General features: G+C 63.5%; 19 protein-coding genes, 1 tRNA gene and 1 pseudogene. 9 read left to right on the forward strand and 12 right to left on the reverse strand.

The window, feature by feature from the left end; translation table 11 throughout:
- Positions 1-149: 149 nt before the first annotated feature.
- Positions 150-1,022 carry a GNAT family N-acetyltransferase gene (locus tag NCS00_RS27870; RefSeq protein ID WP_008346999.1) on the forward strand — a complete coding sequence of 291 codons (873 nt, stop codon included), beginning with the start codon at positions 150-152 and terminating at the stop codon, positions 1,020-1,022.
- A 7-nt stretch (positions 1,023-1,029) separates the two neighbouring features.
- Here NCS00_RS27870 and NCS00_RS27875 read toward each other — a convergent pair whose 3' ends face one another.
- Both NCS00_RS27875 and NCS00_RS27880 read right to left on the reverse strand, forming a co-directional pair.
- Positions 1,030-2,607, reverse strand: coding sequence for an ABC transporter substrate-binding protein (locus NCS00_RS27875; protein ID WP_008347001.1), 1,578 nt, complete (start codon positions 2,605-2,607; stop codon positions 1,030-1,032).
- Positions 2,608-2,658: 51 nt separating this feature from the next.
- Positions 2,659-4,686, reverse strand: a complete 2,028-nt coding sequence (locus NCS00_RS27880) for an oxidoreductase (protein ID WP_502801605.1) — start codon at positions 4,684-4,686, stop codon at positions 2,659-2,661.
- 96 nt (positions 4,687-4,782) lie between these two features.
- Here NCS00_RS27880 and NCS00_RS27885 point away from each other — a divergent pair, with 96 nt between their 5' ends.
- Positions 4,783-5,757 carry a LysR family transcriptional regulator gene (locus NCS00_RS27885; RefSeq protein ID WP_250441543.1) on the forward strand — a complete coding sequence of 325 codons (975 nt, stop codon included), beginning with the start codon at positions 4,783-4,785 and terminating at the stop codon, positions 5,755-5,757.
- On the opposite strand, the gene NCS00_RS27890 is transcribed toward NCS00_RS27885, so the two are convergent.
- Positions 5,746-6,954, reverse strand: a complete 1,209-nt coding sequence (locus tag NCS00_RS27890; RefSeq protein WP_034470218.1) for a mechanosensitive ion channel family protein — start codon at positions 6,952-6,954, stop codon at positions 5,746-5,748. The genes NCS00_RS27885 and NCS00_RS27890 overlap by 12 nt on opposite strands.
- Positions 6,955-7,106: 152 nt before the next feature.
- Between NCS00_RS27890 and NCS00_RS27895 the strand changes: the two genes are divergently transcribed.
- Positions 7,107-7,191 (forward strand) — tRNA-Leu (locus NCS00_RS27895).
- Positions 7,192-7,241: 50 nt separating this feature from the next.
- Here the strand turns inward: NCS00_RS27895 and NCS00_RS27900 are convergent.
- Positions 7,242-8,171 (reverse strand): annotated as a pseudogene (locus NCS00_RS27900) (LysR family transcriptional regulator); the annotation flags it as partial.
- 112 nt (positions 8,172-8,283) lie between these two features.
- On the opposite strand from NCS00_RS27900, the gene NCS00_RS27905 reads away from it, so the two are divergent.
- Positions 8,284-9,636, forward strand: coding sequence for an NAD(P)/FAD-dependent oxidoreductase (locus NCS00_RS27905; RefSeq protein ID WP_008347009.1), 1,353 nt, complete (start codon positions 8,284-8,286; stop codon positions 9,634-9,636).
- Between the two features lie 7 nt (positions 9,637-9,643).
- On the opposite strand, the gene NCS00_RS27910 is transcribed toward NCS00_RS27905, so the two are convergent.
- Entirely contained in the window at positions 9,644-9,892 is a 249-nt protein-coding gene (locus NCS00_RS27910; RefSeq protein WP_175981421.1) for an adhesin, read from the reverse strand.
- Between the two features lie 349 nt (positions 9,893-10,241).
- Here NCS00_RS27910 and NCS00_RS27915 point away from each other — a divergent pair, with 349 nt between their 5' ends.
- From NCS00_RS27915 to NCS00_RS27925, 3 genes are all read left to right on the forward strand, one after another.
- Positions 10,242-11,774, forward strand: coding sequence for a complex I subunit 4 family protein (locus NCS00_RS27915; protein WP_033536446.1), 1,533 nt, complete (start codon positions 10,242-10,244; stop codon positions 11,772-11,774).
- Positions 11,775-11,938: 164 nt separating this feature from the next.
- The gene (locus NCS00_RS27920; RefSeq protein ID WP_008347015.1) at positions 11,939-13,243 is read left to right on the forward strand and encodes a dicarboxylate/amino acid:cation symporter; all 1,305 of its coding nucleotides are present in this window, start codon (positions 11,939-11,941) and stop codon (positions 13,241-13,243) included.
- A 12-nt stretch (positions 13,244-13,255) separates the two neighbouring features.
- The gene (locus tag NCS00_RS27925; RefSeq protein WP_008347016.1) at positions 13,256-14,203 is read left to right on the forward strand and encodes an amino acid ABC transporter substrate-binding protein; all 948 of its coding nucleotides are present in this window, start codon (positions 13,256-13,258) and stop codon (positions 14,201-14,203) included.
- Positions 14,204-14,216: 13 nt separating this feature from the next.
- Here the strand turns inward: NCS00_RS27925 and NCS00_RS27930 are convergent, their stop codons facing one another.
- The 5 genes from NCS00_RS27930 to NCS00_RS27950 all read right to left on the reverse strand — a co-directional run bounded on the left by NCS00_RS27930 (position 14,217) and on the right by NCS00_RS27950 (position 22,148).
- Entirely contained in the window at positions 14,217-15,869 is a 1,653-nt protein-coding gene (locus NCS00_RS27930; RefSeq protein ID WP_250441544.1) for an ATP-binding protein, read from the reverse strand.
- Between the two features lie 127 nt (positions 15,870-15,996).
- Positions 15,997-17,520: a sensor domain-containing diguanylate cyclase gene (locus NCS00_RS27935; RefSeq protein WP_051996395.1), complete on the reverse strand. Its 1,524-nt coding sequence runs from the start codon at positions 17,518-17,520 to the stop codon at positions 15,997-15,999.
- A 120-nt stretch (positions 17,521-17,640) separates the two neighbouring features.
- Entirely contained in the window at positions 17,641-18,780 is a 1,140-nt protein-coding gene (locus NCS00_RS27940; protein ID WP_250441545.1) for an acyl-CoA dehydrogenase family protein, read from the reverse strand.
- A gap of 12 nt (positions 18,781-18,792) precedes the next feature.
- Positions 18,793-19,983: an acyl-CoA dehydrogenase family protein gene (locus NCS00_RS27945; RefSeq protein WP_250441546.1), complete on the reverse strand. Its 1,191-nt coding sequence runs from the start codon at positions 19,981-19,983 to the stop codon at positions 18,793-18,795.
- Positions 19,984-20,018: 35 nt separating this feature from the next.
- Complete coding sequence (locus tag NCS00_RS27950; protein ID WP_250441547.1) at positions 20,019-22,148, reverse strand: 3-hydroxyacyl-CoA dehydrogenase NAD-binding domain-containing protein; 2,130 nt, start codon at positions 22,146-22,148, stop codon at positions 20,019-20,021.
- A 125-nt stretch (positions 22,149-22,273) separates the two neighbouring features.
- Between NCS00_RS27950 and NCS00_RS27955 the strand changes: the two genes are divergently transcribed.
- On the forward strand, positions 22,274-23,179 hold the full coding sequence (locus NCS00_RS27955; RefSeq protein WP_175981409.1) for a LysR family transcriptional regulator: 906 nt from the start codon (positions 22,274-22,276) through the stop codon (positions 23,177-23,179).
- A 10-nt stretch (positions 23,180-23,189) separates the two neighbouring features.
- Here the strand turns inward: NCS00_RS27955 and NCS00_RS27960 are convergent, their stop codons facing one another.
- Positions 23,190-24,038, reverse strand: coding sequence for a DMT family transporter (locus NCS00_RS27960; protein WP_250441548.1), 849 nt, complete (start codon positions 24,036-24,038; stop codon positions 23,190-23,192).
- 156 nt (positions 24,039-24,194) lie between these two features.
- Here NCS00_RS27960 and NCS00_RS27965 point away from each other — a divergent pair, with 156 nt between their 5' ends.
- Positions 24,195-25,064: a LysR family transcriptional regulator gene (locus tag NCS00_RS27965; protein ID WP_008347029.1), complete on the forward strand. Its 870-nt coding sequence runs from the start codon at positions 24,195-24,197 to the stop codon at positions 25,062-25,064.
- On the opposite strand, the gene NCS00_RS27970 is transcribed toward NCS00_RS27965, so the two are convergent.
- Positions 25,056-26,039, reverse strand: coding sequence for an FkbO/Hyg5 family chorismatase (locus tag NCS00_RS27970; RefSeq protein WP_250441549.1), 984 nt, complete (start codon positions 26,037-26,039; stop codon positions 25,056-25,058). The genes NCS00_RS27965 and NCS00_RS27970 overlap by 9 nt on opposite strands.

Consider the following 26,039-nt stretch of genomic DNA (forward strand, 5'->3'; position numbering starts at 1 on the left):
AGCGCGCGCGTTCTTGCCGCGATAACCTGCGGTTTTGCGTTGCACCACGCGGCGGAATCTCGCGCCGTGCGGGACAGGAAGATCGTCCTAGCCATGCGCGCTGCGCGGTGTCAAAGTCACGGTAAATGTCTTCAAACTGAGGAGGCCGCGTGCCTGACTCGAACAATAACGAAGTGGTCGAATACCGGGCTTTCACGCTCGACGACCTTCCTGCAGCGCACGCGTTGTCCGCGTCCGTGAAATGGCGGCATCGCGCGGACGATTGGCGTTTCGCGGCGCGTATCGGCAGCGGCTTCGCGGCGGTCGATCAGAACGGTGCGCTCGTCGGTACGGCGCTCGCGTTTCAGTTCGGCGCGGATGCGGCGACGCTCGGCATGTTCATCGTGTCGCCGGAACATCAGCGGCGCGGCATCGGGCGCGGACTGCTCGACCGCCTGCGTGCGAAGCTCGGTCCGCGCATGCTGCTGATCCACGCATCGAACGAAGGCAAACCGCTTTGCGTGGAACGCGGCTTCGAAACCATCGACACCATTCATCAACATCAGGGCGCGGCCTTTCAGCCGCCGCTCGTTTCGCTGCCGCCGGGCGAACGGCTCCGTCCGATCGGCGCGAAGGATACGCCGCGTCTTGCCGCGCTGGCATCGCGCGCAAGCGGGCTGGATCGCACGGAACTCATGCCGCAATTGCTCGATGTCGCGAGCGGCATCGCACTCGATCGCGATGGCGAACTGATCGGCTTCGCGCTCTTCCGACGTTTCGGCGATGGTCACGTGATCGGCCCGGTCGTCGCGCCCGAGTCGGCGGACCAGAGCCGCGCCAAAGCGCTGATCAGCTATTGGCTCGCGCTGAACGCGGGCATGTTCGTGCGCATCGATACGCCCTTGCGTTACGGCCTTTCCTCGTGGCTGGAAGGACTCGGCCTGCCGCTCGTCGATACCATCGAGCAGATGGCGCTCAACGGCAAGCCATCCACCGATGCGACGTTCACGCAATTTGCGCTGACGAGCCAGGCCGTGTGGTAATCGATCGTCACGCCTTCGCGAGCCACGCGAACTCCGCGAACCGATAGCCCATCACGCGTCCTGACGGCGTCCCCTTCAAGCCGCGCAAGTTCGAGCTTTGCGCGTCGATGAAGTTGATGAAGGCCGGAATCACGAGACTGTTCTTCTCGTAGACGATGGTCTGCATGTCGCCGTACATCTGCTTGCGCTTCGCTTCGTCGCGTTCGCGGCGCGCCTGTATCAACAGTTGATCGAACTGCTCGTTCTTCCAGCCGGACTCGTTCCAGTTCGCGTTCGAGCGAAAGAACTGCGTGTACAGCAGATCGAGCGTCGGGCGCGGCAGGATCGAGCCGTAGGTCATCGGATACTTCATCCAGTAGGTCGTCCAGTAACCATCGGCGGGCACGCGGCGCACGTTGATGTCGACGCCCGCCTGTTTCGCCGCCTGCTGGATCAGCATCGCGGAATCGAGCGCGGTCTCGACAGATGGCGGCGCGATGATCTCCGCACGCGCGCCCGGCGTGCCGGCCTTCTTGAAGTGGAACTGCGCCTTGTCCGGATCGAACGTGCGCTGAGGCAATCCCTTCATGAAGTATGGATGCCACTCGGGCACCGGATGATCGTTCGCGAGCGTGCCGTGTCCGCGCAACATCACGTTCACGATGCGCTGGCGATCATGCAGATACTTGATGCCTTCGTTGAAGTCCGCGCTCTTCGTCGGCAGCATGTCCTGCCGCAGCGCGAGATCGGAATAGAGTTGCGACGGACTTTCGAGCACGGTCACCTTGCCGGTCTGCTTCACGCGGTCGACGTCGCGCGCGGGCAGTGGCGAGATAAGCTGCACATCGCCCGCGAGCAGCGCATTGGTGCGCGCTGCATCATCGCCGATGCCGATGATCTCCACCTCATCCAGATACGGACGCCCCGGCTTCCAGAAGTTCGCATTGCGCGCGCCGATGCAGCGTTGCGCCGGCGTGAACTCTTTGCATGTGAACGGTCCCGTGCCGTTGCCCTTCGAAAAATCGGTCGTGTTCGCGGCGACAATCACGAGATGCGGAATCGCGAGCAGCGCGGGAAGATCGACGTTCGGCTCGGTCAGCGTGATCTCGACTTTCAACGGTCCCGCCGCCTTCACCGAGCTGATGCCATCCGCTATCGATTTCGCTTTCGAGCCGGTCGCCGGGTCCTTGTGGCGCATCAACGAGAACACGACATCGTCGGATGTCAGCGGCTTGCCGTCGTGGAAATGCACGTTGGGCCGCAGTGTGACGGTCCATGTCGTGAAGTCGTCGGATTCGAGCTTCTCCGCGAGCGCGTTCTGCGTCTTGAAGTCGGCGTCCAGTTCGGTGAGGCCGCTATAGAACATGTACGCGCGAGCGTAATCGCCGGTATGCGTTCCCTTCGCGGGATCGAGCGAGTCCATCAGCGACTGATTCGCGAGCGCCACGCGGATGCGTCCGCCGCGTTGCGGCGCGGGCTCGTTCGCGGCGAATGCAAGCGACGATGCGCCCGGCAAGATCAGCGTCGCCGCACCCGCCGCGGCAAGCGTTTTGATCGCCTTGCGGCGGCTCGGATCGGCAACTACGAAGTCCTTCGGCAATGTCATGTGAGCCTCGCTCGTTCATTGTCGTTTCAACGGATGAGATGCAACCTGCCTTCACAGCGCCATGCAAAGCCGATAGGCGTCATAGATGGCCGTATGGATATCGCGCGACGCGCTGGCATCACCGATGCGGTACAAGTGGAACTGTCCTTCCTCGCGTTCCTTCGCTTCGGGTTGCGGCTTGCCTGTCGCGAATGCTTCGAGATCGGTGTAGCCGTCATTGGCCGAATACATGCGCGCCGCTTCGAAGAGATCCTCGACCGCGAGCATGCCGCGCTCGACCACGACATGATCCGCTTCCATCTCGACGAGCTCGTTCGTCAGATGATGACGGAACACGGCGCGGCGCTTGCCGCCATCGGTCGCGCTCACTTCGATCAATTCGATGTTCGTGCGGACCGGCACATCCCAGCGCGCGATATTGCGCATCCAGACCTGATCGTCGCCGCGTCCGCCGGTTTCCTGCGCGGGCACGCTGTCGATGAGCGCGAGCGATACAGCAAGGCCCGCATCGACATAACGCTCGGCGCAGAGATACGCGTTATGCCGGCCCGTGCCGTCGTAGACGAGCACGCTGCCTTCGCGCGGCGGCGTTTCGGTGAGCGCATCGAAGACGGACTTGCAGAGCTCGCCGCCCGGCAACGCATCGAGATTCGGCAGGCCGCCCGTCGCGACGATGACCACATCCGCGCCATGATCGAGCACGTCGCTCAACTCGGCGTAGTGGTTGTAGCGCACATCGACAGCGAGCTTGTCGAGTTGCGCCACGCGCCAGTCGACGATGCCGATAAGATCGCGCCGCCAGCTTCCCGTCGCCGCGAGCAACATCTGTCCGCCCGCCTCCGAGTTCGCCTCGAGCACGGTGACGTCATGGCCGCGCGTCGCGCAGATGCGCGCGGCTTCGAGGCCCGCAGGTCCCGCGCCGACGACGAGCACGCGCTTCTTCTGCGCGGCCTCCGGTATGTCATGCGTGAGATACGTCTCGCGCGATGTCGCCGGGTTATGAATGCACGTCGCGCGAAAGTTGCGGCAGAACGATGCGCCGACGCACGGCCTCGCTTCATCCTCCTTGCCTGCTTCGACGAGCTTCACGAGATGCGGCTCCGCGATATGCGCGCGCGTCATGCCGACCATGTCGAGCAGACCTTCGCGTATCGCATAACGCGCCGTGGCGAGATCGGCGATCTTCGCTGCGTGGAAGACGGGCAGATCGACCGCGCGCTTGAACGCGGCCGCTTTGGGCAGCCACGGTGCAGACGGCACGAACATGCCCGGCATCGAGTTGACCGCGAGCGACATCTTCGTGTCCATGCGCCCGAACGTGACGTTGAAGAAATCGAACAGACCCGTGCTCTGCAGGATGCGCGACATCTCCAGCCCTTCCTCGAAGCTGCATCCGTCTTCGAGCGCGAAGCGAAAGCCGACGATGAAATCGTCGCCCACCTGCTTGCGTATTTCTTCGTGAACCTCGATTGCGAAGCGCACGCGATTCGCCGTCGAACCGCCGTATTTATCGGTGCGCAGGTTCACGGTCGGGTCCATGAACTGGCCGATGAGATGCCCGCCCGCATGCGTTTCGATGCCGTCCAGACCGCCATCGCGGCAGCGCTTCGCCGCAAGGCCGAAGTCGCGGATCACGCGTTTGATGTCGGCATCGTGGATAGCCTGCGGCATCGCCCGATGCAGCGTTTCGCGCACGGCCGATGGCGCGATCATCGGCAGCCACGGTTCCGTGTATGCATCGCCGCGCCGCCCGAGATGTGTGATCTGGCACATGAGCGCTGCGCCGTGCGTATGGACGCGATCGGAAAAGCGCCGCAGATGCGGCACCACGGCATCGGTCGAGACGTTGATCTGCTGGAACGTATTGGGACTGTCGAGACTGACGTTCGACGAGCCGCCGAACATCGTCAGCGCGATACCCCCTTTCGCCTTTTCCTCGTGATACCGTTGATAAACCTCCTGAGGGAATTCATCACGCGTGAGACGGCTCGCGTGACTCGTGCTCATCACACGGTTTCTGAGTACGAGATGCCTGAGGGCAAAGGGCTGAAGCAACGGGTCCGACGAAGCAGTGGTCATGGCCTGCGAGAAGAAGTAAGCGTCGGACTCAAGGTAAGGAGGTCAATATGCGCCGTCAAATTACAAATGGATGCACGCCCCTTAACATGGTGTTGTATGAGTCTGCGACTTCCGTCCCTTCAGGCACTGCTCGTCTTCGAAACATCCGCGCGGCTCTTGAGCTTCACCAAGGCGGCCGGCGAACTCAACGTGACGCCCGTCGCCGTGAGCCGCATGGTGGCGCGTCTCGAAGACGCGCTCGGCTTCAGGCTCTTCGATCGCACGAAGCTAGGGCTTACCCTGACCGATCGCGGCGCAACATTGCAGCGCGCCGTTGCATCGGGTTTCGGGCAGATCGGCGATACCATCGATGAACTCAAGCGCGATCATGCGCAAGGCGAGATCGTCACGCTGTCGCTCGCGAGCGGCTTCGCCGCGTTGTGGCTCTTGCCGCGTTATGCGGGGTTTCGCCGCGCGTTTCCTTCCATCAATCTGCGCTTGCAAGTGATGGCCGGGCGGCTCTACGGACCGCTCGAAGATGCGGACCTCGGCATCCGGCTGCATGGTCCGGGTTCGGAGAAGGAACCGCTTCTTCTTTGTCCGGAGATCATCGTTCCTGTCTGTAGTCCGAACTATCTCGCCGAATTCGGCCCGCTCGATACGCCGGCGAGCATCGAAGGTCACGCCTATATTCATCTCGACGTGACCACGCTTTCCTGGGCGGATTTTCATCGTGCGACGGGGCTGTCCGACAAGGGCATCGGCGAAGCGGTGCATCACACCGATCCCGGACTCGCCGTGCAATGCGCGATGCTCGGACAAGGCGTCGTGCTCGGCTGGCTGCTCGCGATCGCGGCGCCGTTGAACGAGGGCAAGGTCATTCCCGCGTGGGACCGATACATCGAAACGGGCTGCAATTACGTGCTCGAACATCGCTCGTCGAATCCGTCGGAGAGTACGCGCGCGGTGGCGCAATGGCTCATCGACGAGATGAGGAAGGAACTCGAGGATGCTCGTCGCGTGCTCGCGCCGCTGAAAGCGGTGCCCAAGCACCGCGCCGATCACGCAAGCATGGTTCGATCACCTTCCTGAGGGCGCGGACACCGAACGCTCGCGCTGCCAGCAGCGCAGGCCGAAAAACGGCACGACGCCATAAGCGTGATCGAGCATGTCCGATAGCAACGCCTCGTAGCGCTCCCAGCGAATCTCGTCGATGAACACGCAGATCTCCAGTGCCACGACCGCCGTCGTGGACTGGACGTGGCGAATCACGAGCGGCATGTCGCGACGCACGGCCGGGTGCGCGCGCAAATATCCGCTGAGATAGTGCCGATACAAACCGAGGTTCGTGCGGCGCTCGCCTTCGACGGTCACGAGCGGCTGTTCTATCGCTGCGTGCAATTGCGCGAGCAACGCGTCGTCGGGATAGCGGATCGTGTCCACGTCGAAGTGAATCGCATGCCGCAAGCGTCGCGCGCCCGACGCGACCATGCCGCGCCAGTTCTTCACGCTGTTCGTCAGCAGCAGTTGGCTCGGCAACATGACGACGGTGTTGTCGAAGTTGCGCACCTTGATCGTGTTCAAGGCAATATCGATGACGATGCCATCGGCGACATATCCGGGCACTTCGATCCAGTCGCCCACGCGCAGCATGTCGTACGCGGCGAGCTGGATGCTGGCGACGAAGCCGAGCAGCGAGTCGCGAAAAATGATGATGAGCAGCGCCGTGATCGCGGAGAGACCGGTGAGCAGATAAACGGGCGAACGCTCGAGCAGCAGCGAAACGACCGCGATCAGCGCGACGAGATACACGACGATCGTGGCGATCTGCAGAAAGCTCTTGATGGGCCGCTCGCTCGCCGAAGGAAAGTGGCTATAGCGCTCGTCGATGCTGTCGCGCAATGCAAGCGCCGCGCGCACCATCGTGTAGACCATGTAGCAGGCCGCGAGTATGGCGAGCGGCTTGCCGAGCGCCGGGATCACCGGAAACGTGAGCCCCGTGAGCAACGGCGCCGCGGCATAGACGATAGCGGCAGGCACGAGCGGCGCAAGCCGATGAAACACGCGATGTCGCTCCGCCGCGATCAGCCACTTGCGCCCTTCCTTGCGTGCGAGCCGGTTGACGATCACGAGCATGATCCAGCGCGTCAGGTAGTAGCAGATGACGCTCGCGAGGAAAATCGCCAGCAGCATGGCGATCACGAGAAGCGTCGCGATGAGCCAGCTATCGGTGGCGACGTTGACCTGCCAGTCGGGTCCCACTTCGAAACGCAAGCTGTTGCCGAACATGGACGCTCCCGTATGGGCGAACCGATGTGATTATTCAGGCGAATCGGACGAGACCGTTGCTTTGCCGAATATTGTAGTAGCGTCGCGACGATGCACGCGATGATCGAAGCCCTTCGCATTTCCCGATTTTCCCGCTACAATTCGGTCCCCTTGCCCAGGTGGCGGAATTGGTAGACGCACTATCTTGAGGGGGTAGCGCCGCGAGGCGTTCGGGTTCGAGTCCCGACCTGGGCACCAGTTGCATCCGCAACGACTTCTGTTTTCTTCTCTCTGCGCGTCGAACGCAGCTTGTGCGTTTCCGGCGGCACAGTCAGGCCCGCGACGGCCGCTCCCGACTGAATCAAGAATTCCCTGAACGCATTGGCGACCTGAGGCAGGCGTCGCTCCGACATATGCACGACATGCCAAGCGCGCTCGATCGGCGTCGAAGGCACGGGAAGCGTCGCGAGCAAGCCCGCCTGCATTTCGAGCGCGCACGCGTGCAGCGAAAGAAACGCCACGCCGAGTCCCGCTTCGACGAGCTGCTTGATCGCTTCATTGCTCGATAACTCGGACGCGGCATGCAGCTTCAGACCCGCTTCCTTGAACAGCCCTTCGATCGCGACGCGCGTGCCCGAGCCGCGCTCTCTGACGAGCAGATTCGCCGATTCGAGATCGGTCAGACGCAGGCGCTTCGCGCGCATCAGCGGATGCGAAGGCGCGGCGACGAACGCCATCGGATGCTTCGCGAATGCGGCGGCGCTCGTGCGCAGTTCGCGCGGCTGCCGTCCCATGATCGCGAGATCGATTTCATTCGTCGCGAGCATGCGGACGATGTCATCGCGATTGCCGATGCGAAACTGCAGCTTCACGCCGGGCCGCTCCTTCGTGAAGCGCACGAGCAGCGGCGGCACGAGATATTCCGCCGTCGTGATCGCACCGATGCGCAACGTGCCGCCCAGTTCGCCGCGCAACGCCGCCACTTCTTCGCCCGCTTCGTTCCAAAGGCTCAGGATTTCGTTCGCGTAACGCGCCATTACTTCGCCCGCAGCCGTGAGCTGCACTTCGCGGCCGACGCGGCGCAAAAGCGGCGTGCCCGCGGCTTCGCCGAGCAACGAGATTTGCAACGAGACCGCCGGCTGCGTGAGATGCAGTTCATCGGCGGCGCCCGAGATGCTGCCCACGCGCGCGACGGTCTGCAGCGTGCGCAACTGACGGAAGGTCGTGGTCTTTAACATTAGTGAAAACTTATGAGTCGGCGATAAATACTAAATAGCGCATATGTTTTCGGGACCTTATATTTTTCCCAACGAGGTCGTCAAGCATCCACACAGCACTTCCGGGAGAGCCATGATGTTGAATCCTTACGCGCAACGGCAGGTCGATTCGCCTCATCGCATCGTGATCGTCGGCGGCGGCGCCGCGGGGCTGGAACTCGCGACGCGTCTGGGCAATAGCGTCGGCAAGCGGCGGCGCGCCGAGGTGATCCTCATCGACCGCTTTCCGACGCACTTCTGGAAGCCGCTTCTGCATGAAGTCGCGTCGGGACAGATCGATGCATCGAGTCATCAGATCGATTACGCCGCGCACGCGAAGTGGAATCACTTTCGCTTCGAGCAGGGCGCGCTCGCGAACATCGATCGTGGACGCCGCGAGATCGTCATCGACGAGACGACCGATATCGACGGACGTCCGCTCCTGCCGAAGCGAACGCTCGCCTTCGATTCGCTCGTGCTCGCGCTCGGCAGCGTGACTAACTTCTTCTCAATTCCCGGCGCGGCGCAGCATGCGCTGACGCTCGAAACGGTGGAGCAGGCGGAAACGTTCCGGCGGCGCCTGTTGTCGAGCCTTCTGCGTTCGAGTCATGCGCGGCAGGCGACGCCCGGCGCGGCGCGCACGCCGGTTTCGGTGACGGTGATCGGCGGCGGCGCGACGGGCGTCGAACTGGCCGCCGCGCTGCGCGGATCGGCGGAAATGCTGCGCGAGTATCACCTCGCGTCGATCGACCCGGCCAGCGACATCCGCATTCGTCTGCTGGAAGGCGCGCCGCGCGTGCTGCCCGCGCTGCCCGAACGCATTTCGACGCGCGCTCAGGACGTGCTCGCCAAGCTCGGCGTGGAAGTGCGGCTGGGTTGCCGCGTGCGTTCGGTGGACGAGCACGCCGTATCGACCGCGGATGGCGAAACGCTCACAAGCGACATCACGATCTGGGCCGCGGGCGTGGAAGGCGCGCCGGTGTTGCGCACGCTGGAAGGATTGCCGCTGAACCGGCTGGGACAGGTGATCGTCGATGCAACCTTGCAGGTCGAACCCGGCTCAGGCATCTACGCGATGGGCGACTGCGCCGCGTGCGCCGCAGCGAAAGGCGACGCGCTCGTGCCGCCGCGCGCGCAGGCCGCGTTTCAGCAGGCCGTCTATCTCGCCGATGCCCTCGCGCGCCGCCTCGACGAACGCGCCGTGCCGCTCTTCGCGTACCGCGATCAGGGCACGCTCGTCTCCTTCGGACGCGCAGGCGCGGCGGGCGCGCTGATGAGCGAGTTGCTGCGCCGGCCGCTGTTCATCGACGGATGGTTCGCGGCGTCGTGCTACCGGCATCTGTATCGCCGGCACATCATGGGGCTGACGGGCGTCAAGCGGGCGCTGATGTACGCCGCGAGCCAATGGCTGCGCGAGCGCGTGCGGCCTACCGTGAAGCTGAACTGACGCCGTTTCAGCGCATTGCGACAGCCGTGCCGGACTCGGCGCGGCCCGACACGAGGCATTGGGACCGGAACGCGTCGCGCTGGCTGCTCGCGGCGGCGTGGCTGAAGCCCTTGCTCAGGGCGTCGAATTCGATCTGCGCCGCGCTCTGCGCGCACGACGACGCGGCCAGGTCGCGTCCCTGCGCGTGGAGCATGGCGCGATCGGCGACGAGATACGCGACGAGCGCAAAGACGACGGCCTTGAATGTTTTCTTCATGCTTGTCTCCTTCCTTGCGTTCTAGGCTAAGGGCCACGCGGCTTCCGGCAAATCAGGGCAAGCCCGAAGCGAACGAACGATTCATTCACGTCGACGTGCCGCCGAGCCGGAATCGGTAAAAAAGTCAAGGTCGTTCGGCGCAATGAATTTGATACGCCGCAATGCACAAAAAACTATTCTTTTGAGTTATCCTCGTTAACCCTTAGGAATACGCCTAAGTCATTCGGGCTGCGCGCCGGATTCAAGCCTCCGCGCACTCGTCCTGCCTTACATTCCACTGTCAGCGCCTTCCCAGCGAGCACGTTTCTTCGCGTGCTGGCCGTGCTTTGCGCCCGATTTCGACCGAGCTATGCATCTGCCGTCAGTTCTCAGTTTTCTTATCTGGATTCCAGTGGTGTCGGGCATCTTCGTGCTGACGTTCAGCGCATCCGCGACGCTCTCGCGCGCCGTCGCCCTGTTCGGCGCGATTCTCAGCCTTTTGCCCGTCGTGCCGCTGCTCTCCCGCTTCGACGCGTCGTCCAGCGCGATGCAGTTCGTCGAGCGCGTCGAGTGGCTGCCGCAGTTCGGCATTTCGTACCATCTGGGCGTCGACGGCATTTCGCTGTGGTTCACGGTGCTGACGGCCGTCACCACGCTCATCATCTTCGTCGCGTCGTGGCGCTCCGTCACGAAGCAGGTCGCGCAATACTACGGCGCGTTCCTCGTGCTGTCGGGCTGCATGCAGGGCGTGTTCGCGTCGCTGGATGGCATGCTGTTCTTCGTGTTCTTCGAGGCTTCGCTGATTCCGCTGTATCTGCTGATCGGCACGTGGGGCGGCGAGCGGCGCGTGTACGCGGCGATTCGCTTCTTCTTTTTCTCGCTGCTCGGCTCGCTTGCAATGCTGGCCGCGCTCGTTTATCTGTGGACGCAGGCGCATACCTTCGATATCGACGCATGGCGCAACCTGAAGCTCGGCTTCACGCCGCAGATCGTCGTCTTCGTCTGCTTCCTCGCGGCCTTTTCGGTCAAGGTGCCGATGTGGCCGGTCCACACCTGGCTGCCCGACGTGAACTCGGAAGGTCCGACGGGCGCGGCGGTGCTGCTCGGCATGCTGAAGATCGGCGGCTACGGCATGTTGCGCTACGTGTTGCCGATCGTGCCCGACGCATCGCACTTCTTCGCCCCGGCGATGATCGCGCTGTCGCTCGTCGCGGTGATCTACGGCAGCCTCGTCGCGCTCGCGCAGACGGACATGCGCAAGCTGCTTGCCTACTCGGCAGTCGCGCACATGGGTCTCGTGACGCTCGGCCTCTTCACCTTCGACCGCCTCGGCACCGAAGGCGCGGTCGTGCAGATGCTGTCGTACGGCATCGTGTCCGGCGCGATGCTGCTGTGCACCGGCGTGCTCGTCGAGCGCACGAAAAATGGCTCGATCGATGCCTACGGCGGCGTCGCCAACACGATGCCCCGCTTCGCGGTCTGCGCGATGCTGTTCGCGATGGCCAATGTCGGCCTGCCGGGCACCTCGGGTTTCGTCGGCGAGTTTCTAGTGTTGATGGGCGCGATCCGCCTGAACTTCTGGATCGGCGCGGCTGCGGCCACGTCGCTGATCCTGAGCGCGGCCTATACGCTGTGGATGGTCAAGCGTGTGATTTTCGGCGCGGTGAAGAACGAGCGCGTCGCCGGTCTGCGCGATCTCGGCAAGCGCGAACTCGTGCTGTTCGGCGCGATGGCCGTGCTGGTGCTGGGTATCGGCGTGCATCCGAAGACCTTCACGGACGCGATGGGCCCGTCCGTCGAAAGACTGCTCGCGGCGGCGCAAAGCTCGACGCTGCCCGACGACGGCAGCGCGCCGTCCTACAACGCGCGCCGCGAAGCGGTTTCGGAGCGCACGCCGGGCTGAGTTCCGGCAAAGATGGAACTACGCCGCTAACATTTCGAGTGTTCGCGGACACACGCCGCGGCGCCGCTCTATACTGAGCGGCGCCGCGTTCGTTTTTGCATCGCCTGATCCATCCGAAATTCGCCATTGCATTCGTTCGATATGCAGTCAATGGAGGCCTGGACATGAAGAAGAACTCCGCAGCCATCTGGATTCTCGGCGCGATGGTCATCGGCATAGTGGTTGGCTACATGATCTTCACGAGCTTTCCCGACAAGAAGACCGCCACGGAGATCGCCGGCTACATCTCCCTCGTGTCCGACGTGTTCCTGCGCCTCATCAAGATGCTGATCGGGCCGCTCGTGTTCTCCACACTGGTCGTCGGCATCGCGCACATGGGCGACGCCGCCTCGGTCGGACGCGTGTTCGCCAAGGCGCTCGGCTGGTTCCTCACCGCGTCGCTCATTTCGCTGCTGCTCGGCCTCGTGATGTCGAACTTGCTCAAGCCCGGCGATAACCTCGGCTTGCCGCTTCCCGACATCGGCGCATCAGCGAATCTCGCCACATCGAAGTTCACGCTGAAAGACTTCGTCAGTCACATGGTGCCGCGCTCGTTTGCCGAAGCGATGACCAACAACGAGATCCTGCAAATCGTCGTGTTCTCGATGTTCTTCGGCGTCGCGCTCGCCGCGCTCGGCGAACGCGGCAAGATCCTGCTCGCCGCGATCGATCAGCTATCGCACGTCATGCTCAAGATCACCGGCTACGTGATGAAGCTCGCGCCGCTCGCCGTGCTCGCCGCGATGGCCGCGACCGTCGCGGTCAACGGGCTGACGATCCTTCTGAAGTTCGCGGTCTTCATGGCCGACTTTTATATCAGCCTCTTTCTGCTGTGGGGCCTGCTCGTGCTCGCGGGCTTCCTGTTTCTGCGGCGGCGCGTGTTCAAGCTGCTGTCGCTCATCAAGGAAGCGTTCATGCTTTCGTTCGCGACCGCGAGCTCGGAGGCCGCGTATCCGAAGATCCTCGACGCGCTCGATCGTTTCGGCGTGAAGCGCAAGATCTCCAGCTTCGTGATGCCGATGGGCTACTCCTTCAACCTCGACGGCTCGATGATGTATTGCACGTTCGCGACGCTCTTCATCGCGCAGGCGTACGGCATTCATCTGCCGATCAGCACGCAGATCACGATGCTGCTGATCCTCATGCTGACATCGAAAGGCATGGCCGGCGTGCCGCGCGCGTCGCTGGTCGTGATCGCGGCCACGCTTAATCACTTCAACATTCCCGAGGCGGGACTGCTGCTGATTCTCGGCGTCGATACCTTCCTCGACATGGGGCGCTCGGCGACCAACGCCGTCGGCAATTCGATCGCGAGCGCGGTCGTCGCGAAGTGGGAAGGCGAGCTGCTGACGGAATCGGAGGCGGCGAAGAACGCGGCGCGCATCGAGGCCGAACAGGACGCGTCGCTCGCGCATCCCGCGCAGGTCTGACGGAGGCGAGCCATGAAGACGCAGCGCTTCTGGTCGGCGCTGGCTGCGGCCAGCCTGATCGCGATCGCTCCGAACGCGCGCGCGGCCGACGACGTGCAGACACCGCCGCCCGACAACGACGCCTACGCGCCCGCGACGCTGACCGGCACGCTCGCCAAGGCGCGCGACACGGGCACGATCGCGATCGGCTATCGCGATGCCTCAGTGCCGTTCTCGTATCTGAACGCGCGCAAGGAGCCGATCGGCTATTCGATCGAACTCTGCAAGTCGATCGTCGCCGCGATCGGCAATGCGGTGCACAAGAACCTGAACATCCGGTGGGTGCCCGTGACGCCGGAGAATCGCATCGAAGCGGTCGTCGATGGCCGTGTCGATCTCGAATGCGGCTCGACCACGAGCAACGTCGAGCGGCAGAAACGCGTGGCCTTTTCGCCGATCTTCTTCGTGGCCGGCACCAAGGTGATGGTCAGGAAAGGTTCGCCGATCCGCTCGTTTCGCGATCTCGCGGGCAAGAAGGTCGCAGTGACGGCAGGCACGACGAACGAGAAGGCGCTGCGCGATCTCGACCGGAAGTTCGCGCTCGGCCTGCAGTTGCAGATCGTGCCGGATCACGCGGAAGGCTTCGCGCGCGTCGCGAACGGCGAGGCCGATGCCTTCGCCACCGACGACGTGCTGCTCTACGGCCTCATCGCGGAGAACGCGGCGAAGGGCGGCGCGTATCAGGTGATCGGCGATTATCTGTCGTATGACCCGTACGGCATCATGTATCGCAGGGACGATCCCCAGCTTGCGCAAGTCGTGAAGGATACGTTCCAGAACCTCGCCGCCGATGGCGAAATCGAGCGTCAATACAAGCGCTGGTTCCTGCAACGTCTGCCGTCGGGAAAAAGCCTCGACATGCCGATGAGCGCGCAACTCGAAAGCATCATCGAGTCGATGGCGGGCGGCGAGGCGCAGTAGCGCGCGGGCGTCCTTACTCGTCGACGAGCTGGCGCACGCGCGCGGCCAGCGTTTCGATCGCGAACGGCTTGGTCAGCACTTGCATGCCGGGCTCCAGGCGTCCATTGCCGATCACCGAATTCTCCGCATAGCCGGTGATGAAGAGCACTTTCAGATCGGGACGCGCCTCGCGCGCCGCATCGGCCATCTGGCGTCCGTTCATGCCGCCGGGCAAGCCGACATCGCTGATGAGCAGATCGATCCGCACATTCGACTGCAACAGCTTGAGGCCCGCGATGCTGTCGGCGGCTTCGATCACCGCGTAGCCGGCCTCTTCCAGCACATCGACGATAAGCATGCGAACGCTCGGTTCATCGTCGACGACGAGCACGGTTTCTCCCGACTCCGCGCCGGAGATCGGCGATGCGGATTGATCGGCGGCATCGTCATCGACACCGCCATAGAAGCGCGGCAGATAGATGCAGACCGTCGTGCCCTGCCCGACTTCGGAATAGATCCGAACCTGGCCGCCCGATTGCTTCGCGAAGCCGTAGATCATCGATAGACCGAGGCCCGTGCCCATGCCGATCGGCTTGGTCGTGAAGAACGGATCGAACGCATTCGCGATGACATCGGGCGTCATGCCGGTGCCGGTATCCGTCACGCACAGCGACAGGAACTGGCCTTCGGGCATGTCGTGGCTTTGGGCCGCGCGGTGGTCGATCCACTTGTTGGCCGTTTCGATGGTGATGCGCCCGCCATCGGGCATCGCGTCTCGTGCATTGATGCACAGGTTGAGCAGCGCGTTTTCCAGTTGTCCCGAATCGACGAGCGCGGGCCACAGGCCCGTCGCGCCGACAGACTCCACCTTGATGCCCGGGCCGACCGTGCGCTGGATCAGTTCGGTCATGCCGTTGACGAGCGCGTTGACGTCCGTGGGACGCGGATCGAGCGTTTGCCGCCGCGAAAACGCCAGCAGCCGATGCGTCAGCGCCGCCGCGCGCCGCACTGCGCCTTGCGCCGCGACGACGTATTTGTCGACCTCCGCGATCCGTCCTTGGCTCAGCCGAATGCCGAGCAACTGCAGCGAGCCCGACACGCCCGCCAGCAGATTGTTGAAGTCGTGCGCGAGGCCGCCCGTCAACTGACCGACCGCTTCCATCTTCTGCGCCTGACGGAGTTGTTCTTCCGCGCGCATCAATTCCGCCGTGCGCTCGGCGACGCGCTGCTCCAGCGTTTCGTTGAACGCGCGCAGCGACGCGATCGCGCGATCGCGTTCTTCCTCCGCATTCTTGCGCGCGGAGATGTCGCGAAAGAGGATCGACACTTGCCGCAGGCTGGGCGGTTCGACGCGCGACGCCGACACCTCGATATGCCGCCCCGCCGACAGAAAGTAGCGCTCGAAACGCGCGGTCGCGCCGGTGCGCAGAACGTCGCCGTAGATTTCGACCCAGCCGTCGGCATCGGTCGGATCGATCTCGCGCAAGGTCTTGCCGACGATGTCGCGAATGCCCGAGTGCCGCTCGTATCCCGGATTGGCCTCGACGTGCAGATAATCGCTGAGCGGTCCGTGCGGGCCATCGATGAATTCGATGATGCAAAAGCCGTCATCGATCGCGTTGAAGAGCGTGTGGTAGCGCGCCAGCGTGGCGAGGCGGCGGGCTTCGGGATCGGGCGTTTGGGTCATCGGAAGGGTTCGGGTCGGTCGCGTCGTGGGCGGGCGGCCCGCGCGGCGTCGAGAGCTTACGGCAAAACAAGCATTTTGCGTGCACGCACATGCCCGGCCGTTGCGCGACGAACTTTCGTCCACCGTCTCAGACGAAACTTGCCTGCATGATGCGGTTGCGCCCGCGCGCTTTCGCATCGTAGAGCGCCTCGTCGGCCGCGCGAATGAGCGCGCTTACGTCGTCGTCGCGTTCCGGCCGCCAGCTCGCGAGACCGATGCTCGCCGTGACGCGGCCGAACTCGCTGCCCGCGTGCTCGATCGACAGATCGCTGATGGCCGCGCGAATCTTCTCGGCGATTTTCGCGGCGCCGTCGGCGGGCGTGTCGGGCAATACGACGACGAACTCCTCGCCGCCGTAGCGCGCGGCGGTATCGACGGGCCGCCGTATGTTGTCGCCGATGCAGCGTGCGACGGCCGCGAGCGCGTCGTCGCCGGCCTGATGGCCGTAGGCATCGTTGAAGGCCTTGAAGCGGTCGATATCGACGAACAGCAGCGAAAAGAGACTGCGCGTGCGGCGCGCCCTGCGCCATTCCTGATCGAGAATCTCGCCCAGCGTGCGGCGATTGTGCAGCCCGGTGAGTCCATCGGTGCGCGCGAGCAACTGTAGCTCCGACTCCGCGCGCATGCGCCGCCTGAATTGCGCGGCGAGCACGAACGACAACGCGATGAATCCGATAGCGAGCACGCCCATCGACGAGCCGATGATGATCGCGCGCCGCCGCCATGCCGCGTAGATGTCCTCTTCTCCTTCGGCCACCATGATGATGAGCGGCAGATTCGGGAAGTTCCGGAAGTAGTAGAGGCGGCGCCTCCCGTCGATCGACGATGTTTCGCTGAAGCTGCCCTGCTCCGCCGCCCGAAATTTCTTGAAGGTATCGGCCTGGCTGATGTCGCGGCCGATCACGCGCGGATCGAACGGCTGACGCATGATCATCAGGCCGTCGTGATTGATGAGCGACACCGCGCCGTGCGGCCCGAGCGAAAGCCCCGCGAAAAGATTGCGGAAGTATTCGAGGTTGATGGCGAGCATCGCGACGCCCGCGAAGGACCCGTCGGGACGCGAGAGTCTGCGGCTCAACGCGATGCTGGGCGCGCCGCCGCGCAATCGCGACGCATACGGGCCGCTGATGTAAAGCCCGGCGTCTGGCCGGTCGCGTTGGACCGTGAAATAGCCGCGATCCGCGAAATCGCCCGGCCGGGGCACGAGGCTGCCCGAATCGATGATGATCTTGCCGTTCTCGTCGAGCACGAGGATCGACCCGAGATCGCGCGCTGTGGCCGCCCGGTCGAACAGCACGTCGTTGCGCAGGCGGGGCGGAAGGCTCATTACGTCGTCGCGTTCGACGCCTTCGACGACCGCTTGCAGCGACAGTTCGTAGAGTTCGAAATTGCGCTCGATGTCGCGCTCGGCGAGCAACGCGAGATTGCGGGACGTGTCGCGCGCGCGATCGAGCGCATCGACCCGGCCCTGATACAGGACCAGCGCGCAAAGCGCCACCATGAGAAGCGCGATGAGCGTGCCGCACAGCACGATGACGTTCGGCGTCGAGCTTCGCGCGCGTGCCGGGGCGGGTGCGTTGAGACTCGGGTTGTAGATATTTTCGGTTGCCACTATCTGGAGGTCCGGGAACCTGGCTCGCGAGTTTATCTGTTGCTCTGCATGGTCCTTGGGTTGCGAGCTAGGGCGTCATTGTCTCCTATTTGTATGATCCCGGCTTGAAGTAGTGAAGCTTCAGCGAAGCGCCCCCCGCCCCAGTGCGATATACCGCGCGAGATGATGATCCTCATCGCCCAATTGATGATCGATCATCACGAGCCGCTTCGCGTAATGAGCAAGCGGCAGCTCCCACGTCATGCCGATGCCGCCATGCATCTGAATGGACTCTTCCGCGACGAGCGTGCCGATGCGCCCGACCGAATGCTTCGCCGCCGACAACGCTCGCTCGCGCGCAACACCCGATGCGCCGACCGCCGCCGCCGCATTGATCGCAGCGGAACGCGCCTGCTCGATCTCGAGCAGCACATCGGCCATGCGATGCTGCAACGCCTGAAACGCGCCGATCGGCACGCCGAACTGCTTACGCGTGCGCAAATATTCGAGCGTGTGCTCCTTCGCGACATCCATCGCGCCGACCGCTTCCGACACAAGCGCGACGAGACCATATCCGATCGCATGCGTGAGCGTCGCGTAGGCATCGCCTTCATTGCCGACGAGCGCATTGGCATCGAGCGTCACGTTTTCGAGCGATACTTCCGCCACGCGTCCGCCATCGATCTTGCGATAGCCGCGCATCTTCACGCCCTGCACATCGCGCGGCACGATAAAGAGCGAAATGCCCGCTTCGTCGTACTCGTTGCCCGACGTGCGCGCCGACACGAGCAGCACGTCCGCATGTTCGCCCTGCTGCACGACGCCCTTCGCGCCGTTGAGCATCCATCCATCGCCATGCCGGGTCGCGCGCGTGTTCACGCGTGCAAGCTCGTAGTGCGAGCCGGGTTCGTCATGCGCGAATGCTGCGATCGCCGTCCCGTCGATCATGCTCGCAACGATCTCGCGCTGCCGCTCATCGCCCGCGAAAGCAAGTGCGCGCCCGACGATCAACGTATCGAGAAACGGTTCGACGACGAGCCCGCGACCGAGCGCTTCGAACACGACGGACACATCGAACCCGTCGCCACCGAAGCCGCCGATCGATTCATCGAAGAACGCGCCGACGATGCCAAGCTCGCAAAACCGTCGCCACATATCGCGGCTGAAGCCCTCTTGCGAACGCGCGATCCTGTCGCGCACATCGAAGCCATATTGCTCGGCGATGAAGCGGTTCAGCGAATCCGCGAGCATCCGCCGGTCTTCCGTGTGCTGGAAATTCATCGTGCGCGTCCTTTAAAGACCGAGGATCATCTTCGAGATGATGTTCTTCTGTATTTCGTTTGAGCCGCCGAAGATCGACAGCTTGCGATTGTTGAAGTACTCCGACGCCGCATCGAATGTTTCGGCATCCTTGTCATCTTCGAATGCTTCGTCTATCAACGGCTGCGCGTACGGACCCATCGCGCGACGCATCAGCGAAGAGATTTCCTGGCGAATCTCCGTGCCGCGAATCTTCAGCATCGAGCTTTCCGCGCCTGGCGCGCCGCCGCCCGCGACCGCCGCGATCACGCGCAGGTTCGTCGTCTTCATGTTCTCCAGATCGATCTCGACACGCGCGAGACGCGCGGCGAACAAAGGATCGTCGATGAGCGCGCGGCCGTTGCATTGCACCTTGCCCGCAACAGCCTTCAGCCGGTTCAGCGCGGCCACTGAAAAGCCCACGCCCGCGATGTTCGTGCGCTCGTAGGTCAGCAGATACTTCGCATACGTCCAGCCCTTGTTCTCCTCTCCGACGAGATTCGCAACGGGCACGCGCACGTCCGTGAAGAACACTTCGTTGACTTCGTGCTCGCCGTCGAGCGTGATGATCGGACGCACGTCGACGCCCGGCGTATTCATGTCGATGAGCAGAAAGCTGATGCCTTCCTGCTTGCGCGCATCCTGCGACGTCCGTACGAGACAGAAGATCATGTTCGCGAAGTGCGCGAGCGTGGTCCACGTCTTTTGTCCGTTGACGATGTAATACTCGCTGCCGTTCTCCATCGTGCGAACGGCTGTCGTACGCACCGATGCGAGATCGGAACCCGCGCCCGGCTCCGAATAGCCCTGACACCACCAGTCCGAGCCATCGAGAATACGCGGCAGCCAGTGACGCTTCTGCGCCTCGCTCCCGTATTTGATGAGCACCGGCCCGAGCATGTTCACACCGAAAGGCACGATGCGCGGCGCGCCCGCAATCGCACATTCGTTCTCGAAGATGAACTTCTGCACCGCGGTCCAGCCCGGGCCGCCATACTCCTTCGGCCAGTGATTCGCGAGCCAGCCCTTCGCGTTGAGCGTGGCGTGCCATTGCGCCATGTCGTCGCGCGTCGGGCGCTCGCCCGTGCGCGCCTTCTGCGCAACATGCTCTGGCAGCGATGTGCGCAGAAACGCTAGGACTTCGGCGCGAAAGGCTTCTTCGTCTGCGTTGAATGTCAGGTCCATGACTGCGATTCCATGAGTGATTGAAAGGCCACGCGTCAGGCCGTCTGATTCAGGCTCGCGAAATTCCTCCCGCGCGCCACGAGATCGACGATCAACGGCGACGCGCGCCAGAAGAGCGGATCTTCCTGCGCGAATGCGCGGATATCTGCGAGCACGTTGTCGAGACCCACGGTATCGGCATAATGCATCGGGCCACCGCGATAGCGCGGGAAACCGAAGCCGTGCATCAACGTGGCATCGACATCGAGCGGACGTTGCGCAATGCCTTCGTGCACGATATTCGCGCCCTCGTTGATCATCGCGGCCAGGTAGCGGCGCACGATCTGCTCATCGGTGAATGGTCGCGGCTTGACGCCCGCACGCTCGCGCTCGGCATCGATGATCGACTCGACTTCCGCATCCGGCGTGCCCGTGCGCGCACCGTCTTCGTAACGATAGAAACCGCGTCCCGTTTTCTGGCCGAACCAGCCGCGCTCGCACAGTTCATCGCCGATACGCACGTAACGCGCGTTCGGATCGCGCGTCGCGGCGCGGCGCTTTCTCGCGGCCCAGCCGATATCGCCGCCAGCCAGATCGATGACCTGATACGGTCCCATCGGAAAGCCGAAGTCGCGCACGGCCCGATCGATCTGATACGGCGACGCGCCGTCTTCCATCAGATGATCCGCCGCCGCGCGATACACCGCGAGCATGCGATTGCCGATGAATCCATCGCACACGCCCGCACGCACCGCCACCTTCTTCAGCTTCTTCGCGAGTTCGAAACCGGTCGCAACGACATCGGCGCTCACGCGCGCGGGCACGACCACTTCGAGCAGCTTCATGATGTTCGCGGGCGAAAAGAAGTGCAGCCCGAGCACGTCCTGCGGACGCGAGATGCTCGCCGCGATCTCGTCGATGTCGAGATACGACGTGTTCGTCGCGAGCACCGCGCCCGGCTTGCACACGCGATCGAGTTGCGCGAACACGGCCTTCTTCGCGGCCATGTCCTCGAACACGGCTTCGATGACGAGATCGGCATCGGCGAGCGCGTCGTATTTCGTGTCGCCATGAAAGCGTTGCAGCGCGCGTGTTTTCGATTCGTGCGTCAGGCGGCCCTTCGCGATCAGCGCGTCGTACACCTTCTCGACATGCGCGCTTCCGCGTTCGAGCGAGGCTTCGTCGCGCTCGATCATCGTCACCGCGAGACCCGCGTCGAGCAGCGCGACGGCGATGCCCGCACCCATCGTGCCGCCGCCGATCACACCGATGCGATCGAGCGCGCGCGGCTGTGCGTCGCGCGTTTCGGGCGACTTCTGCGTTTCGCGTTCGACGAAGAACGCATGCACGAGACCCGCGCGTTGCGGGCTCTCGCGGCATTCGAGGAATTGCTCGCGTTCGAAGCGCAAGCCTTCGTCGAAGGGCAGATTCAACGCCGCTTCCACGCAATCGACGATCTTCAGCGGCGACAGCAATCCGCGCGACTTCTTCTGCGTCTCGGCGCGCGCGGCGGCGATCGCTGCCACGCTCGCTTCCTTGTCCGCGAGTCCGCGCGCGTTCTTCGTGCGGCGCGGCGCGGCCTTCGTCGCGATGAGTTCGTGCGCGAAAGCAAGGCCTTCGGCGAACACGTCGTCGCTCTGGCCGACGCGGTCGACGAGACCCAGACGCAGCGCTTCCTCCGCGCCGATGTGACGGCCACTCAACATCATCGACAACGCGGCCTGTGCGCCGATCAGACGCGCCGAGCGCTGCGTGCCGCCCGCGCCCGGCAAGAGTCCCAGTTGCACTTCGGGCAGGCCGAGCTTCGCGCCGGCGACCGCGATCCGGTAATGCGACGCCAGCGCGACTTCGAGTCCGCCGCCAAGCGCCGCGCCGTGTATCGCCGCGACGACGGGCTTCTCGCAACGCTCGATGCGGTTGCACACCTCCGGCAACGACGGCGGCACGGCGGGCTTGCCGAACTCGCGAATGTCCGCGCCCGCGATGAAGTTCCGGCCCGCGCCGACGATCAGCACCGCGCGCACGGAGGCATCTGCATCGGCGGCTTCGATTGCATCGATGAGACCGCGCCGCACGGCAGCGTTGAGTGCGTTGACGGGCGCATGATCGATCGTCACGACAATAACGCTGCCGCGCAATTCGTGTTGAACGGCGGATGCGGTTTCGGGCGCGCTCGAAAGCGTCATGGATGAAGTCTCCTGAGTCGATGTTCCTGTTTTACGTGGAAGCATTCTCGCGGGGACAGGCATCCTTGACAATCACAGGCTCGATTGACAGACTGTCAAATCTCTTTTGACAATCGAACCATGCCGTGGACGTCAACGAACTCACGCTGCTGGTCGAAATCCTCGATGCGGGCAATCTGAGCGAAGCGGCGCGCCGCCTCAAGATGACGCGCGCGAATGTCAGCTATCACCTGAATCAGCTCGAAAAGTCCGTCGGCTTGCAGCTCGTGCGGCGAACCACGCGACGCGTCGAGCCGACCGAGCTCGGCCTCAAGCTCTACGAGCACGGCCGTTCGATCCGCAACGCGCTTTTCGCGGCGCAGGAATCGGTATCGACGCTCGGGCAAGGATTGCAGGGGCGCGTGAGGTTATCGGTGCCGAGCGGTTATGGACAGCTCGTGATGTCGGAATGGCTGATCGCGTTCAAGCGCGAGTACCCGGATATCGTGCTCGACGTGATGTTCGAAAACCGCGTCGAAGACCTGCTGCGCGACGAAGTCGATATCGCCGTGCGCGTGATGCCCGAGCCGCCGCCGAGTCTCGTTGCGCGCGACATGGGGCCGGTGCGGTACGTCGCGTGTGCATCGTCCGCGTATGCCGAAACGCACGGCATGCCCACGCGGCTCGAGCAACTGGGCGTCGTGCCGGTGATCACCGCGACGGTCGTCGGCAAGCAGACGCGCGTCGCCGCCTATCTCGACGATGAACGTCACGAAGTGCTCCTCGAACCGAGCCTCATCTCCGAGAACTTCCTGTTTTTGCGCGATGCGATCCTCGCGGGTCTCGGCGTCGGCATCGTGCCGGATTACGTCGTGTCGGAAGACATGCGGCGCGGCGCGATCGTCACCGCGCTCGACGAATGGCGGCTCAGCATCTTCGGCACGCACATGTACATGCTCTACATGCCGAACCGGCATCACACGCGCGCGACGCTGGCGTTCATCGAGTTCATGCTCGACCGCGCGCGAATGGCGGGGCGCGGGCGTCATTGAAGCATCTGCGTCACGCCTTGCGGACGCGCTCCGCAAAGCCTATCGCCACCGACATCAACGCAATGCCCGTCATCTGCGCGCCGCTCAAACGCTGATCGAAAACCAGCCAGTCGATGACGATGGCCACCGCCGGATAGATGAACTGAAGCACGGCGACGCGCGCGGTGTCGAGCCGCGCCATGCCGATATACATCAGTGTGTACGCAAAGCCCGTGTGAATCAGCCCGAGGCCCGCGAGCCACGCCCACGACATGCCCCATGCGGGCCACCCGTGCTGCATCGGCCAGATCCATAACGACAGCGTGCCGATGGCGCACTGCCACCACGCGAGCACGCCCGCAGGCAGATCGCGCAGCCGTCGCGCGGTGATCGTCACGCCCGCCATGCACAGCGAACCGGCCAGACATGCGGCCACGCCCGTCCAGTACGCGGGCTGCAGAGAGCCGTCCGACGCGTGTCCGGCGATGCCCGTCGCGAGCACGAGTCCGCACATCGCGACTGCCACGGCCATGACGCGCTGCCCGCCGATCGCCTCTTTGAGCCACAACGATGCGAATAGCAGCACCCACATCGGCTGCACATGAAACAGAACGATGGCGACGCCCGCCGATATGCGCTCGACCGCGCTGAAGAAGAGCGCCCAGCTCGACACCATCAGCAGGCTCGCCGCGAGCACCCAAAGAACGTTGCTGCGCGTGAGGCGCAGAAAGCGGGTCTGTCCGCGCGAGATGAGCCACGCGCTCATGCCCAGAAGCCCGAAAGCGCAGCGAAACCATGTCGCGGTCAGCGGATCGGCATTCGCTTCGTGCAGGAAAACACCGATCGTGCCGAGCAGCGCGCAGCCGACGATAAAGGGCAACGCGCCTGCCGCAGATCGTGCTTCACTGCGCGCGGTTGTACGGGAAGAGGATGACGCGTTCGTGTTCATGCCCCAAGTGTGTGCCGCGATCGATAGAACGAAAAGCGCATAATTCGAAGATCATCCATTCGATTTTCGAAATCGCCGATCAGACCCATGAAACAACACGATTTGCAGATGGACTGGCTCAAGTGCTTCGTCGCCGTCGTCGATGCGGGTTCGCTGTCGAGCGCGGCGGGCGAAGTGCATCGTTCGCAATCGGCGGTGAGCATGCAATTGAAGAAGCTCGAAAGCGCGCTCGGATTGCGGCTCATCGAACGCGGCTCGCGCGCGCTCGAACTGACTCACGACGGGCAAACGCTGCTCGGCTATGCACGGCGCATTCTCGATCTGCATGCCGAGGCGCAGGTCGCGCTTCAGGGCGAGCAACTCACCGGCCGCGTGCGCCTCGGCGTGCCCGACGACTACGCGGCCAAATATCTGACACCCGTGCTGAAGCGCTTTGCGCCGCGGCACAGCGGCGTCGAGATCGAGTTGATCTGCGAGCAATCGACATCGCTGATTCCGCGCATCGCGAATAGCGAGCTCGATATCGCGCTCGTATCGCGCGATCACGGCCGGCGCGGCACGCTGCTGTTCCATGAGCCGATGGTCTGGGTCGGCGCGGCGCAATTCGAATTATGGAGACGCGATCCGTTGCCGATCGCCGTCTATGAAAGCGCGAGCCTCGCGCGGCGCAGCGCGATTCATTCGCTCGCGCAGCAAGGCCGCCGCTACAAGGTGGTCTACAACAGTTCGAGTCTGGCCGGGCAGATTGCCGCCGTCGAAAGCGGTCTCGCGGTCGCGGTGCTGACGCAATGCAGCGCGCCGGACCATCTCCGCATTCTGGGCAACGATGAAGGCCTGGGTCCGCTCGAACCGATGGAAGTCGCTGTCTATCGCAGTCGCGATTCGCGCGGCTCCAAAGCGGTGGACGGCCTGTATAGCCTCCTCGTGAAGACGCTCAGGCAATCGGCGTCAGTCTGATCGACGACGATATGAAGCAATGCCCTCGATCTCGACGAGCAGATCGGCGCGGCAGATATCGGCCTTGACATAGCGGATGTTCGCATCCGCATGAAACGCGGTCTGCGCGAGTTTCATCACGCGCGGCAAGTCCGCCGCATGACGGTAATACACCTTGATCTGATCGAGGTCGCGCAGCGTATAGCCGCCGCTCACGTTCTGCGCTTCGAGATTCTCGATGCCGATCAGATGCGCGATATTGCCGATCGCGACATGCCATTGCTTGTCGAGATCGCCTTCGTGCACGGTCTCGTGTCCGAGAATGCTCGCGGTGCCCGAGACGTACAACGTATCGTCCAACAAGGTGCCGCGCGCGAAGCTCGGCGACTTCGGACCGTATCGCTGCGGATATTCATACGCGGGCGTTTGTCGCGAGTTCTCGATATGCCGCGGCGAATTTGCGCGGCACGCCAGAAAATAGAAGCCGACGCCATCGCCCGACGTGCCGATGCCGGTCGCCGCCGGCATACCCGATGCGCCCGTGTAATCCTGCTCGAACGCGATGGCGCGTCCACGGCAGAAATCGCGATACACCTCGAGCCCTTCCCGATTCGCCCCGTTGATGTGCGGGATGAAGTTCCACATGCGGAAAATCTTCGGGAAGTCCAGCTCGCCGACGAGCGCGAACGCATCGCCATACGCTTGTCGCGTGGCTTCGGTATAGCGGCCGGACGACGCGATGAAGCCCGCGCAAAAGAGAAACGCGTCGTCGTGCGCGAAGACGAGATCGTTGAAGCGTCCGCTGCGGATCGGCCCGTTGCCTGTCCAGATTTCGGCGAAGCCGTCGTGAGAGTCGTCGCACATCGCGAGGCGCAGCGTCGGCACACCGCTTTCGATGCACGGCCCGCCGCTCGCCGCACCGAAGACGATGCGCGCGAGCACATCGTCTTCGCATGTCGCGTCATGCGCGATGAAGCGCGATCGGGGCGTCGCCAT

This window comes from Caballeronia sp. AZ1_KS37, from assembly GCF_023631165.1.
Taxonomy (GTDB): Bacteria; Pseudomonadota; Gammaproteobacteria; order Burkholderiales; family Burkholderiaceae; genus Caballeronia; species Caballeronia zhejiangensis.